At 64.6% G+C, this 13502-nt stretch carries 12 protein-coding genes; 8 read left to right on the top strand and 4 right to left on the bottom strand.

All coding sequences use genetic code 11. From position 1 onward, the window contains the following. Positions 1-687: a TetR/AcrR family transcriptional regulator gene (locus A37U_RS43890; protein ID WP_051111650.1), complete on the bottom strand. Its 687-nt coding sequence runs from the start codon at positions 685-687 to the stop codon at positions 1-3. Between the two features lie 556 nt (positions 688-1243). Here A37U_RS43890 and A37U_RS0115275 point away from each other — a divergent pair. The 4 genes from A37U_RS0115275 (at position 1244) to A37U_RS0115260 (ending at position 6293) form a co-directional block, all read left to right on the top strand. Continuing rightward, complete coding sequence (locus A37U_RS0115275; protein ID WP_020497515.1) at positions 1244-2281, top strand: MBL fold metallo-hydrolase; 1038 nt, start codon at positions 1244-1246, stop codon at positions 2279-2281. A 304-nt stretch (positions 2282-2585) separates the two neighbouring features. Further along, positions 2586-4220 carry a class I adenylate-forming enzyme family protein gene (locus A37U_RS0115270; protein ID WP_020497514.1) on the top strand — a complete coding sequence of 545 codons (1635 nt, stop codon included), beginning with the start codon at positions 2586-2588 and terminating at the stop codon, positions 4218-4220. Between the two features lie 157 nt (positions 4221-4377). After that, a complete protein-coding gene (locus tag A37U_RS43885) occupies positions 4378-5307 on the top strand; it encodes a phosphotransferase family protein (RefSeq protein WP_020497513.1) in 930 nt (309 codons plus the stop codon). A 14-nt stretch (positions 5308-5321) separates the two neighbouring features. After that, entirely contained in the window at positions 5322-6293 is a 972-nt protein-coding gene (locus tag A37U_RS0115260; protein ID WP_020497512.1) for a DUF7065 domain-containing protein, read from the top strand. A 371-nt stretch (positions 6294-6664) separates the two neighbouring features. Here A37U_RS0115260 and A37U_RS43880 read toward each other — a convergent pair whose 3' ends face one another. After that, positions 6665-7525, bottom strand: a complete 861-nt coding sequence (locus A37U_RS43880) for a transposase (protein ID WP_020497511.1) — start codon at positions 7523-7525, stop codon at positions 6665-6667. 381 nt (positions 7526-7906) lie between these two features. On the opposite strand from A37U_RS43880, the gene A37U_RS0115250 reads away from it, so the two are divergent. Next, positions 7907-8560 (top strand): GntR family transcriptional regulator, encoded by a 654-nt coding sequence (locus A37U_RS0115250; protein ID WP_020497510.1) that lies wholly within the window; start codon positions 7907-7909, stop codon positions 8558-8560. Positions 8561-8607: 47 nt separating this feature from the next. Here A37U_RS0115250 and A37U_RS0115245 read toward each other — a convergent pair whose 3' ends face one another. Together A37U_RS0115245 and A37U_RS0115240 are read right to left on the bottom strand one after the other, a co-directional pair. Then, a complete protein-coding gene (locus tag A37U_RS0115245) occupies positions 8608-9873 on the bottom strand; it encodes an alpha-hydroxy acid oxidase (RefSeq protein ID WP_020497509.1) in 1266 nt (421 codons plus the stop codon). Further along, entirely contained in the window at positions 9870-10916 is a 1047-nt protein-coding gene (locus tag A37U_RS0115240) for a fumarylacetoacetate hydrolase family protein (protein ID WP_240437592.1), read from the bottom strand. The genes A37U_RS0115245 and A37U_RS0115240 overlap by 4 nt, the downstream gene beginning before the upstream one ends. Between A37U_RS0115240 and A37U_RS0115235 the strand changes: the two genes are divergently transcribed. From A37U_RS0115235 to A37U_RS0115225, 3 genes are all read left to right on the top strand, one after another. After that, a complete protein-coding gene (locus A37U_RS0115235) occupies positions 10881-11657 on the top strand; it encodes an acetoacetate decarboxylase family protein (protein ID WP_338055014.1) in 777 nt (258 codons plus the stop codon). The two genes, A37U_RS0115240 and A37U_RS0115235, sit on opposite strands and share 36 nt — an antisense overlap. Beyond that, positions 11654-12469: an SDR family NAD(P)-dependent oxidoreductase gene (locus A37U_RS0115230; RefSeq protein ID WP_063712795.1), complete on the top strand. Its 816-nt coding sequence runs from the start codon at positions 11654-11656 to the stop codon at positions 12467-12469. The genes A37U_RS0115235 and A37U_RS0115230 overlap by 4 nt, the downstream gene beginning before the upstream one ends. A gap of 96 nt (positions 12470-12565) precedes the next feature. Continuing rightward, complete coding sequence (locus tag A37U_RS0115225) at positions 12566-13300, top strand: N-acyl homoserine lactonase family protein (protein ID WP_020497505.1); 735 nt, start codon at positions 12566-12568, stop codon at positions 13298-13300. Positions 13301-13502 lie beyond the last annotated feature (202 nt).

Below are 13502 nucleotides of genomic sequence, written 5' to 3'. Positions count from 1 at the left end.
CTACTTCTTCCCCCGTCCCGGCCGGGACGGGGGGCTCGCCTGTTCCGATTCCGGCTGGACGGACAAGCCACCGCGCACCAAGGACTTCGCGGTCCGGATCACGTGATCGAGGGAGCCGCGGCGGGGATTCCACCATTCCGCCGCCCAGTTGAGTGCACCCATCACCAGCATCCGCGCTGCGCGCTGATCGAGATCACCGCGCAGCTGGCCGCTGCGTTTCGCGTCCCGGAACAGCTTACGCCAGATGTCACCGTACCGATTGGCTTCTGCGGTATAGCGAACGCGGATGCTGTCCGGTATCTGTCCGGCATTGCGAATGGCCGCGGTGGTGTAGTCCGATATCTCCAACTGGTACCGCAGGTGTTCTTCCACCGCAGCGTCGATCCTGTCAAGGGGATCGGTGTCCGATGGCAGCGCGTCGAGCTGAGCTTGGACGTGCTCCCCCATACTGGCAATACCCGACCACATCACTTCTTCGATGAGGTCTTCTCGGGAAGGGAAGTAATAGTAGATCGCCGGCGCCTGAATCTCGGCCACGTCCGCGACATCCGTGAGCCGGGTACCGGCGTATCCCTTTCGGCTGAGCACGTGTGCCGCCGCATCCAGGATTCGTTGACGTGTGCGCGCCGACTTGGAACTGTGCTCGTCGGTCGTCTCAGCCTCAGCCTGAGTGGATTTTCTAGCCACGAATCAATACTAACCTGTGGTGACCGCACTTTGTCGTCACCTGGTCACCTCGGTACCAGATAACACCTCTTCGGAGGATCTCCGCGGTGATCACATTCGGCTCGGTCCACGTCTGCACCGCGCCGGGCGCGCTGAGCGGGTACCGGGGAGCGTGTGCACGGTCGCACTTGGTCGCTGTGGATAGGCACGGCGTCGATCGCCCTGACCGTGATGGTCGGGTCGAGGCCCGACCGAGTCCCTGTCCGTACCGCAGCGCTGTCGGTCCCGCCCAGCCCTCAGCCGTGCGTGGAGAACCGTCTGCGCGGGAAGCGAGACGAAAGATGCCCCGTGTTTCCACAGCCTGTGGATGGCCCCGGTGACTCGGCCGAGGCGTTCGGATCGCAGTCCTGCTCGATGGACTGGTGGTCCGGGCCCGGTGCGTGGGCCCGCCCGCCTCGGTGCTGTGTGGAGTGAGGGAGGGGCCGGTCACAGCGAGGATCTCCAGTCCTCTAATCGGTGATAAACTTTTCGTGTTCCGCATTGGACGGCGGAATTGGCCGACCGGATGTGGTGATGTATGAGGCGGGAAGCGTTCGAGCAGCCCTCGGACTGGACCGAGCCCGGAGCGCACCCGGTCGCCACAGGGGTCTACCGGATACCGTTGCCGCTGCCACTGAGTGGTCTCTCCGCGGTGAACGCCTATGCGGTGGAATCGGCTGACGGCGTGGTGCTGATCGACCCCGGTTGGGCGAGCACGGAGAACGAGCGTATCCTCGGCGAGGCGCTTCGCAGTATCGGCTACCGGTTCGCGGACATCAGCTGCTGCCTGGCTACCCACCACCACTGGGATCACTACACCCAGGCGTACGCCTGGCGCGAGAGGTTCGGAGTCGAGTTGTTCACCGGCCGCGGTGAGCGTTTCAGTATCGAGACCTATGAACGGCAGTCCGGCCGGTTCCCGAACCATCCGGAACTGCTCTATCGCTGTGGCGCCGACGACCTGGCCAGCCGTCTCGCGAATGACTACCTGAGTCCCGAATACGAGGTCGATGTCCCGTTCGGCTCGCCGGACGGCTGGCTTGACGACGGACAGCGTATCCAACTCTCGGGCGGTGAGCTCGATGTGTTCGCGACCCCTGGGCACACGCGAGGACACGTGGTGTTCCGGCATCGCGAAGCGGGGATCCTATTTTCTGGGGACCACGTGCTGTCCACGATCACGCCCTCGCTGGGGTTCGAACTGGCTCCCGAACCGCACCCGCTGCGGTCGTTTCTCGCCTCGCTCCGGCTTCTGCTCGCGCAGCCGGACGGACTGCTTCTGCCCGCGCATGGTCACGTGGTAGCGAGCACGCACGCACGGGTCGACGAGCTGCTGCAGCACCATAGGCAACGCCTCGAGGACGTGCGCGTGCTGGTTCATTCCGGTGCCACCACGGCTTATGAAGTGGCGAGGGAACTCCCATGGACTCGGCGCAACCGGCGGCTGGAGAGCCTCGCGGTCGAACACCAGATGTCGGCGGTCATGGAGATCGAGGCACATCTGGACGTGCTGGCCGTGCACGGACGGGTACGGGCCGAGGAGACCCCTTCCCTGCGCAGGTATCTGGTCGCCTGAGCGGGCCCTGTTCGCGCGCTTGGTCCCATACTTGCTGACTTCCACAGCGATGGCGTGGCCGCGATACCCGGAAGGCGACGGCTCTTGGCCCCTGCAATGGCGAGCTTCTCCCCTTTCCCGCTCTTGTACTGCATCTGTCTACAGTGGATTTATCGCGCACGTGCACCGTGTGGCCGGTTACGATTCCGCCGACGTGCGACCGCGGAAACGGACGACCTCGATTGGCCTTTAAGATTGATTAGATTACGTGTATGATCTCGAGGCATCGTGATTGCCGTCCATCGGCCAATGGAGGTCGACGTTCGTGACCGTTCGGAAGTCCGAGCATGTTCTGCTGCACGAATCCCTGTGGGAGAAAGAGGAATCCTCTCCGCTCGTCGAGCATACGGTCGGCTCCTTGCTCGCCGCGCGTGCCCGGGACTGTCCCGACTCGCCCGCTCTCGTCGGCACGGTATGCGGTACCACGCGGCAGCGGCGGCTGACATACCGGGAACTTCACGCGCAAGCATCGCGGGTCGCGCGCGCACTGCTGCGTATCGCCCGCCCTGGCGAATTCGTAGCTCTCTGGGCGCCCAACGTCCTCGAGTGGCCCATTGTCCAATACGGCGCCGCGTTGGCCGGAATGCGACTGGTTGCGCTGAATCCGGTACTGCGCGCGAGCGAGTTGATATATGCGTTGAATCATTCGGAGTCGAGCGTGCTGATCCATGCGGATCGCAGCCGCGACTACGATCTGGCCGCCGTGGTCTCCGCGGTCCGCGGCGAATGCCCGAATCTGCGCGGTGTGGTCAGCCTGTCCGAGTGGGACAGCTGGCTGGACACCGGCCGGGACTCGACCGAGCTCATAGCCTGCGATCCGGATGATCCGGTGATGCTGCAGTACACCTCGGGTACGACGGGACGGCCGAAGGGAGTACTTCTGCGGCACCGGGCACTGGTCAACGTCGCGAAGCTGACACTGGAGACGGCGGGGGCCGCACCGGGGCTCAGGGCGGTGAACCCGTTACCGATGTTCCACACGGCGGCATGCGTGATCGGCACGCTTGGGCCGCTGTGGCTGGGTGGTTGCGTGCTCCTCATCGAACGGTTCGAACCAGGCATGGTGCTTGATGCCCTCCGCGATGAGGACGCCGAGCTGCTGTTCTTTGTGCCAGCGATACTCGGGGCGATAATTGAGAAAGCGCGCGAATCGGGCGGTTCCGCCTCGAGCCTGCGGATCGTGATGGGTGGCGGTGCCGATGTACCGCGGCCGATGATCGAAGAGGCCGAAAAGTTCTTCGGTGTCGAGGTGTACAACCTTTTCGGCCAGACCGAACTCGCGCCGGTGTTGTCGATGACCCGCTGCGGTGACAGCCACCATGATCTCGTGGGCACGGTCGGCAGACCGCTGCCACAGATCGAATGCAAGATCGTGGACCCTGAGACCGGTCGGACACAGCCACTCGGTACGCCGGGTGAGATATGTGCGCGCGGCTACCAACAGCTGATCGAGTACTTGCACGACCCGGAAGCCACCGCGGACGCCGTCGACACCGATGGCTGGGTGCACACCGGTGACCTCGGCAGTATGGACGAACGCGGAATGATCACCCTGACCGGAAGGGCCAAGGATCTGATCATCCGGGGAGGGGAGAACATCGCTCCGCGCGAGATCGAGTCGTGCCTCGCTGAACACGAAGCGGTCGCCGAGGCCGCGGTGATCGGCGTTCCCGACGAGCTGTGGGGTGAGACCGTCGGGGCCGTCATCCGTCCACGCGGAGAGTCGCGGAAGGGAATGCGCGGAGAACTCGAGGCCTATTGCCGTGATCGGCTCTCGCCGTTCAAGGTTCCCGAACATTGGTTGGTGGCGGAGAAGCTGCCCGTGACCCCTACCGGGAAAATCCGAAAATTCGAGCTGGTCGAGGCCGCCGCCAAGGGGAGGCTGACACGGCTGATGTGAGGGAGCGCTTCCGTGTCGTCCGGCTCCCCGTCAGGTCGGGGAGCCGGACGTATCCGAGACCACCGCGTGACAATGAAGAGGCCATGGTATGCGGCTATTACAAGACTGGCTCGTCGACAGCGTGCCCGGGTTTGAACCGCCTGCCGCTGTCCGGAGAATGGGCGTGGGGCAGTCGAATATCACCTCGCTGATCGAGGACAGTGGGGGGCACAGCTGGGTGCTGCGCCATCCGCCCCCGGGCAGCCATGATCCGACCGCTCACGACGTCCACCGGGAAGCTCGGGTTCTCAGCGCTCTCGACGGGTCACCGGTTCCGGTGCCCGCCGTGATCGCTACCGGTAGCAACGAAGCAGGTATCACCACTGCGTTCTACGTGATGCAGCGCGTCCCCGGTGTGGTGCTTGCCAGTGAGGACGAGGCTGAGGGGCTTTCCGGCTCCGAACGGCTCCGAGTAGGCGATGACGTGCTCGGTGTGCTCGCCGCATTACATGCGATCCGGCCGGACGAGATCGGCCTCGGCGACCTGGGACGAACGGAAGGCTATCTGGAACGGCAGATAGTCCGTACCGCGCGCAGCTGGGACGAGTGGGGGAGGGAAAGCAAGGCAGCGGTGGTGTGGGAACGATGCCGCACCCGGCTGGCCGCGCGGATGCCCGCGCAGCAGCGGACAGTGATCGTTCACGGGGACTATCGTCTCTCGAACCTCTTGGTCGAGGCGGGGAAGGTGACAGCCGTACTCGATTGGGAACTGTGCACACTCGGCGATCCGCTCGCCGACTTGGCGTGGCTGGTCGATGACTGGCGCTCACCGCTCGAACCGGCGATCGCCATCCCGAGCCCCACCCGGGTGGGCGGGTTCCACGATCGGGAGCACCTGATTGCGGAGTACGGTCAGATGACCGGCCTCGATGTTTCCGAAATCGGATACTACCGCGCCTTCACCCATTGGAAGGCGGCCACGCTGCTGCAAGGCGTGCTGCTGCGGCGGCGCACTGCCCGCAGGGATACATCCCCCTCGGAATCCGAGCTTGAAACGACGATTGAGACTTTGCTGGACGAAGCGCTCGAACTCATGTCAATCGGTTGACCCCAGGAGCCTTGATGCGACCCGAAGACGACTACAACCATCCGGTCGGCGCCGAGCTCAACTTCAATGAGTCGATGTATTTCCATTTCCACGATGCGGTCGTGGAAATGGGCGGCTTCGTGCGGCTGGCCAACCGCCCCAACGAGGGGCGGGGGGAGATGACGGTCTGCCTCTATCTCCCCGACGGCAGACTGGGATTCGCTTATGCCAGACCAGAGGGAAGATCGAACGAGCGCTTCGATGCGGCAGGGATGCGGTTCTCCGTGCACGAGCCGGGACATCGCATGGATGTGACATTCGCGGGCGAGATATCTGTGCTGGATGACGCGGCACGGCTGGACGACCCTTCCCTCGCGTTCCGATCCAGTCCGCGAATGGTGTGCTCGATCGATCTCACGGTCGACGGGCTCGCCGCACCGTTCGATCACTCCTTCGACGCGAGCGAAGACTCCTTTGCGCCGAATCACTATGAGCAGCTGATCGCAGCGAAGGGAACCCTGGCGCTCGCGGGACGGAGCATACCGATCGAAGGGTACGGCCTGCGCGATCACTCCTGGGGGCCGCGTTCCTGGCAGGCACCGTGGTTCTATCGGTGGATCCACGGGTGTGGTCCCGAGTTTGGTTTCATGGGCGCGTGGTTCGGCAGCCCGCAGGGACCACCGACGCTGGGCGGATTCGTGTGGGACGGTGCAGCCTTGTTCGAGGTCGATTCCCTGGAGATCGGCACCCGGCGAAATGCGCGCGAGGAGCAAGCTGACGTGACCGCGGTGTTGTGCGCGGGTGACAGGGAGTGGAAGATACACGGATCCGCGAAGGCGACCGCGCCACTGCGCAACCGCCGGACCGACGAGCACGGCGAACTGCGAACCACACGGATCGTCGAAGCACTCATGCGCTGGACGCTTCCCGACGGGCGCGTCCTGCAGGGCATGTCCGAGTACCTGGACCAACTCGTGGACGGTCGGCCCGTCGGGCTCGCGGTCTGATCCCGTGAATTCGCCACACTACCCGTGTCATGGCCCAGGTCTCGGAGAAAGTTTCACAATGATTCTCGTGTAGTTTTCGTTGGGGTTGAGCCATGTTGAGCTCTCTGGTGAGTGATTGTCGTTTTTGTGCCTGGCGATTCGTGGGCGCATGCCGACCCAGCGATGCCGCCGCGGCCGGTTCGTAGGCAGCGGTTTCCGGCCGGTGGCAGTGTGTCCGCATTCACTCAAGACCGAGGTATCCGGGATGTGAATATGGACGGTAACCGGCCGAGTGCTCGACGAAAGGCCCTTCCGGTGCCGTCTTCGCCGATCCCGGCCAGGGGTGTCAGCTGGTTGGCTCTGGCCCGAGTCCGGTGGTGACGTCGTGTGGTTCAGTCGAGGTGGATGCGGTGGTGTAGGAGTGGGGAAGTTGCGTGTCCGTGTGTCTGCCGCTTGGTCGTTTTCGTTTTGGTGTTCACACTTTCGGTTCGTCTGTTGTGGAATGGGTAGGTGGGGGTGGTATTGACGGCGTCGCGGTCGAGCTCGAGCCCGTGAGTGATCGCGTGCGGATGGGGGAGATCCTCGCTCCGGGCTTGGTCGATCCAGCCGGTGAGGCGCAATTCGTTGCCGGTTGTGGGGGTCAAAGGGGTAGCGAAGTCGCCGGCGAGACCGGGCAGCGCTGTCGTCTCGGGGCAGGCGGTGACTGCGGCGTCGAGCCGTTCGTGTTGGTGGTCTTTGGGTCGGTCTGGGCCTGTGAGTAGGTAGCGGTCTAGGTGCCGTGGGGAGATGGCCGGTCGGTCGGATGCGATGCGGCCTTGGGTGATGGAGCGGTAGAGCAGGTTTTGGTTGCCGGGGTAGTCGAGCTGTGTGATCTTGGCGAACAGCGTCTGTACCGGAACGGTGGGGTCGAGTTCACGGTGGTGTCGTAGATGCTCCCGGTAGGGGTCGGCCAATGTGGGGCGGTATTTCGGTGCCCGGGTCGGCCGCTCGGGTGCGCTGATCCGGGTGTGGCGTTTGACCGTGTTGGGTGCGGGATTCAGTCGGTGGGCGCATTCCAGCAGGCCGACACCGGCATCGAGCAGATCATGAACCTGTCGCCAGCGCTGTCGTGTGGTCTGGGCTTGGATGCCCTCTCGCGGCGGTGGTCCGGTCTTGTCCCAGCAGCTGCTGTGTGCGGCGACCTCTTTGATGACGGCCTCGGCGAGGTTATGCCAGAGATGCCACCGGTCGGCGACCTGCACCGCGTCGAGCACGCCACGACGGATCGCTTCTAATGGTGGAATCGGGTATTGGAACTGTCCGAGTGCCTTGGGCTCAGACCCTCGGGCGCTGGCTGATGTAACCAAGTAGGCAATCACCAGACCGCCCACAAAGGCCCCGACAGTCCCAGCCAGAGCCAGGGGTTTGGTGTAGTGCGGCCTGCGCGTGCGCGTTTTGCTGGGTTAAGCGCTGAGTGCCGTGGCGTTGTCGGTACTGATCTGCTGGACGACAGTGCGGAATGACCGATGCTCGTACCGCAGAAACTGTCTCTCGTCGGCATTGCGACAGCATTTCCGCTGAGCGATCATCGCGCGCCACGGACGCACGGCCGGGCGGACCTGTATGCTGCATGCATTAAGCGGAAGGCGTGAGGTATGGGTGTGCAGAAGGTCGACCGGCCGCCGTCGTTGACTGAGCTTGCGTACGGTCAGCTGCGGAACGGGATTCTCAGTGGCGACCTTGCCGCGGGCACACGGTTGAGCGTCGTCTCGTTGGCGTCTGAGATGGGGATGAGCCGTAGTCCGGTGCGTGCAGCTATCGAACGATTGGCGACCGACGGTCTGATGCGTCTGGCTCCGGGTGGGGCGATGGTCCTCGCTCCGGATTGTGGCGACCTGCTCGAGGCCCTTGCGGTGCGTGGCACGCTAGAGGGGCTCGCTGCCCGGCTCGCCGCTCCGCAGCTGAAGGACACCGATCTCGCGTCCCTGGCACAGATTCATGACCAGTTCCGAATGGCCGTCGAACAGGATGACACGCACACCGCTCGTCAAGCGGATCTGGAGTTTCATCGGCAAGTTCAACTTCGCTGCGGTAACAGCTGCCTTGTCGAACATCTTGATCGTGTGCAGGCACGGGTGATCCTGGCGACGTACTCGACCGCATGGAGTCCGCAGCAGCACCAGGCCGTAACTGAGCACGCCGAGATCTTGGCCGCTCTGGAATCTCGGGATGGTGCGGCCGCAGGACAGCTGGCGACCGCGCATATCGAGCACCTCATCGAGCGGATCCGCGTCAAATGGCGACACTGAGAAGGTGAGGACACCGGAGGGCCCCAGAGCCCGGCCGGCCCGGATGGTCACGCGTCTAGGGGCCGCCACCGCACCAGTTCCGGGCCGAGATCACCGATGCCCGCGGAGCCGAGGAGCTGCATAGTCTTGATTGCCTCGCCGTGCAGGATTTCCGCAGCGCGCGCAACCCCTCTCGTTCCACCGGCCATCAGACCGTAGAGATACGGTCGGCCGACGAGGACAGCGTCGGCACCTAGGCATAAAGCCGCGATCGCATCCGCACCCTCTCGGACTCCGCCGTCGATGTAGACCTCGGCCCGTTCGCCGATGGCCGCCCGTACCGAGGGCAGCTGTTCAAGCGGTGTCACGGCTCGATCGAGCTGGCGTCCACCGTGGTTGCTGACGACGACGGCGTCGGCACCCGCATCGACGACCGCAACGGCATCGTCGGGATGCTGTATCCCCTTCACGATGAGCTTGCCAGGCCATTCTCTCCGCAGAGCGGCGACATCCGTGATCGTCGCCGAGGGATCGAACATGTGATCGGCGAGTTCGGCCACGGTGCCGCTCCAGGAGCGCAGCGACGCGAAGCGCAGGGGCTCGGTGGTGAGGAGGTTGAACCACCATCGCGGTTTGAGCGAGCCATCCACAAGCGTGCGCAGGGTCAGCGTGGGCGGGATGGTCATACCATTGCGAACATCGCGCAGTCGGTTGCCGGCGACCGGAGTGTCCACAGTCAATACGAGTGCCTCGTACCCGGCGGTCGTGGCGCGTTCGATCAGTTCCGCGCTGCGTTCCCGATCGCGCCAGAGGTAGAGCTGGAACCAGTGCCGGCCTTCCGGCGCTGCGGCGGCCAGCTCCTCGATCGAGGTGGTACCCATGGTGGACAGTGTGTAGGGCACCCCGGCCGCCTGCGCTGCTTGCGCCACGGCGCGCTCGCCCGCATGGTGCATGACCCGGGTGAACCCCGCAGGTGCGAAGACGACGGGCATCGAGGCCGACCGGCCGAGCACTGGGGTGGCCGTGTTCGTCGCGCTGACGTCGCGCAGCACACGCGGGATGAACTCGACGCGTTCGAAGGCGCGCCGGGCCAAAGCCATGGAGTGTTCGTTTCCCGCACCGCCGTCGGTGTAGTCGAAGGCCGCCCTGGGGGTGCGGCGCCGCGCCAGTTCGCGGAGGTCGGCAATGGTGGCGGCGTGACGGAGTCTGCGTTCGGTGCCGTTCCAGACAAGCGGGCGCGGCCGGATCAGCTCGGCGAACTCGGACCACCGGGGGAGTCGCCTCGGTGTTCTGGTGCCAGCTCGGGTGCTGTCGAAGTGGTTTGCCGTGTTCATGTGTCGGCTCCTGTCCGAGCGCCACCTTGCTCGACGCAGCGCTGCTCGATTCGCCCGAGGCCTTCGATCTCGGAGACGACGAGATCCCCGGGGCGCAGATAACGTGGGGGTTTCCTGCCCATGCCCACGCCCTCGGGTGTGCCGGTGAAGATCACGTCACCGGGTCCGAGTGCGCATATACGCGATAACATCGACACCAGGTCGGCGACCGGGTGGATCATCTCGACGGTGCTTCCCGTCTGAACGGGTTCCCCATTGACGGTGCAGCGCAGGGCAAGCCGGTCAGGGTCGGCCAGCTCCTGCGTCGTGACCAGTGCGGGCCCGAGCGGGGCGAACCCGGGGAACGACTTGCCCAGCGAAAACTGTGGGGGCGAGCCGGTCATCTGCACGGTGCGGTCGGAGAAGTCTTGCCCGACCGTCAATCCCGCGACATGCTCCCAGGCACGCTCGGCTGGGATCCGAAACCCGGCTCGTCCGATCACGGCGACGAGCTCGATCTCCCAGTCCACCGTGTCACCGGTCAGCTCCAGATCGGTGTAAGGACCGGTGATCGCGCTGGGGAACTTGGTGAAGGTCAGTGGCATGACCGTCGCGGGCGCGAGGTTCGTCTCCTCCGCATGACTGCGGTAATTCAGCCCGACCGCGAACACCTGGGGCGGGCGCGGAACCGGTGCGCCCAGGAGCGCCGGGTCGAGCGTGACGAGCGCTTCGGGCCGGTGGCATCCACCGCGGTGAGTGGACGCCCAGGCTGTGAAGGCGCACCAGTCGGTGAACACCCCTTGGGGGTCTGGACCGAATCGACCGTCACTGGCCACCTCGACATCCAGCCTGTGGTCACCGAGCTGAAGCACAGCGCGGCCAGCATGATTGAGCAGCTTCACGACACCTCCTGAGTTCTGCATGCAGCATGCAGCACCGCTCCACTGATGACAAGCGTCGTGACCCTTGACACGCCTGAATGCTGCATGCAGGATGCCAGACGACGAACTCACTGAAGAGGAGCGGCTATGGCTATGCCCATGTTCGGCCGCTTCCAGATGCATCCCGGTGGCGGTGTGAACCCGCCCTACTCCCCGGCTTTTCCGCTGGAGTGGGAAACCAGGATGAACGTGCTGGAAGTGGTCACGCAGGTCGAGCGCGAAAAGGTGGAATCCCTGCTCGCCGATACGGGGTTTTCACTGGTCAACGATCGGGTGGCGTTTCGTTTCATGCTCTCGCCCGAGCACACGCTCTCGCTCTATCGCGGGCGCATGTTCGACCTGATGGTGACGGTCCCCGTTCGCTATCAAGGTCTGTTCACGCAGACCCACATCTACATGTACTGCAGCGACCCGATGGGCATCGTGGGCGGTCGCGAACTGTTCGGTTACACCAAGAAGGATTGCGACTTCGAATTCTTCGAGGTGGAGGATGGTCGGGTCACCGGATCGGTCGCCCGACGGTCGATCCCACTCGCGGCTTTTTCCTTCCAGCCGGACGCGAATGTGCCGGTGGTCCGGCTGACCGACGAGGAGCCGCAGCCAGGTGGCGAGCTGCATGTGCGGCGTCTTCCGGACCCGGACGGAGTCGGGGTCGCATACGCGGATGTGGTGTACCGGCACACGCCGATCGAGTACACCGACCCGATTCCCGGCCATGTTGATCTGCGGCTGTACCCGTCGGAGTTCGACCCGTTGACCGATCTCGAGCCCAAGGTTCTCGGTGCTCATTTCATGAAGACCCCGGTTTATGGCGGAGGTTTCGAGGTCGAGGACCGTCGGCTCATCGAACGGAGGCTGCCGTGACACCGCCACCGACCCGAGACGGCCCGGGAGGGCGGGCGGCGATCGTGACCGGGGGCGGCGGCGATATAGGGCGGGCGATCTGCGGGCGTCTTGCCAGGTCCGGCTGGACGGTCATCGTGTGCGACCGTGATCGAGAGGCGGCCACGAGCGTGGCCGATTCGCTCGCCGATGCCGGCCGGACGGCCGAGCCCCGGCAGATCGACGTCACCGATCATGGGCAAATGGAGCAGCTGGTCGAGCATGTGGCCGCCCGGTACGGACTCGGGGCGCTGGTCAACAATGTCGGCATCGAAGGGGCGGTGCAGCCACTGTTGTCCTACCCCGAGGACGTGTTCGAGAACGTCATGCGCACCAACGTGCACGGTGTGTTCCTCGGGATGCGCGCGGCTCTGCCGGCCATGCTCGCGGCCGGGTCCGGGGTGATCGTCAACAACGCCTCGACCTCGGCGATTCGCGGCCGCGCCAACCTGGCCGGCTACATCGCCAGCAAGCATGCCGTGCTCGGCCTCACCAAGGTCGCCGCGCTCGAAGTGGTGGGAACCGGGGTCCGGGTCAACGCCGTACTGCCCGGGCCGATCGAGACACGGATGATCCGCGCCATCAACGCGGGTAATCAGGCGCTGTCGTGCCCGAACGACAGCGAAACGCCCACCGGCCGAACGGGAGGATCCGGCGAAGTGAAGCGTGCTGCCGCGGCGCCCTACGGCACGGTCGACGACGTAGCCGCCGCGGTCGACTATCTCACCGCCCCGGAATCCCGGCACATGAACGGCACACCGCTGGTGCTCGACGGCGGCAGCACCGTCGCCTGACGGCGACAGAGAACACCAGAGATCCAACACCTAGGAGAATTCGGTATGCACGGAACAACGCACGCCAAGCGTTTATGGGCACTTGATGGAGCCCGGATGACACTGGAGAACAGCCTGCTGATCGTGGGTGGTACAGGGAAACTGACTGTCCCGCTCCCGACCTTCCTCATCGAGCACGAACGTGGACTCGTGCTCTTCGACACCGGACTGGTACCGGAAGCGGTCGACGACCCCCATGCGGTTTACGGGGAACTCGTCGAAGAAGCAGGCATCGAGATGACCTCCGAACAACGCGTCGACAGCCAGCTGGCCGCCATCGGTTTCCAGCCCGAAGACGTCACCCACGTGATTCTCTCGCACACCCACGTCGACCACACCGGCGGCCTCTCTTTGTTCCCACACGCCAAATTCTTCATCCAGCGTGGAGAGCTCGGTTACGGTTACTGGCCCTACCCGGCGGCGGCCGCATTCTTCCGGCCGGCCGATTTCGACCCCATCCGCAAGATCGGCTGGAACGAAGTGGACGGCGACTTCGACCTTTTCGGCGACGGCAGCATTCAGATGCTCGCCTGTCCCGGCCACACACCCGGAAACGCCAGCCTATTCGTGCAGCTCGCCGAACAATCCTTCATTCTCACCGGCGACACCGCGCACAGCATCGCGGCGATCGAGAACGATCTCCCGGCTTCCCCGGATGCCAATACCGAAAAAGCCGTGTGGTCGATCCGGAAACTGAAGCAACTGGCAGCGGCACGGCAATCGACCATCTGGGTCGGACACGACCCTGACCAGTGGCCGACTTTCAAACACGCACCGGAATACTACGTGTGAGGCGCCACCATGATCCTCATCGAGTACGCCTGTCGCGCCTGTGGAACCCTGGAAGAGACCTGGGCACGACGACCGATCTCGTCCGCCAGAGCATGCGCCGCCTGTGGTGGACCGGCCCGGCGTCGCTTCGGTGGTTCCCTGCTCGCAACGAGCCGACCGCCCAGTACCCGGCACTCGACGCGCGCGGACGCACACCACGGTC

The sequence above is a fragment of the Sciscionella marina DSM 45152 genome (genome assembly GCF_000379465.1).
Classification (GTDB): domain Bacteria; phylum Actinomycetota; class Actinomycetes; order Mycobacteriales; family Pseudonocardiaceae; genus Sciscionella; species Sciscionella marina.
This window is presented reverse-complemented; position numbering and strand designations above follow the sequence as displayed.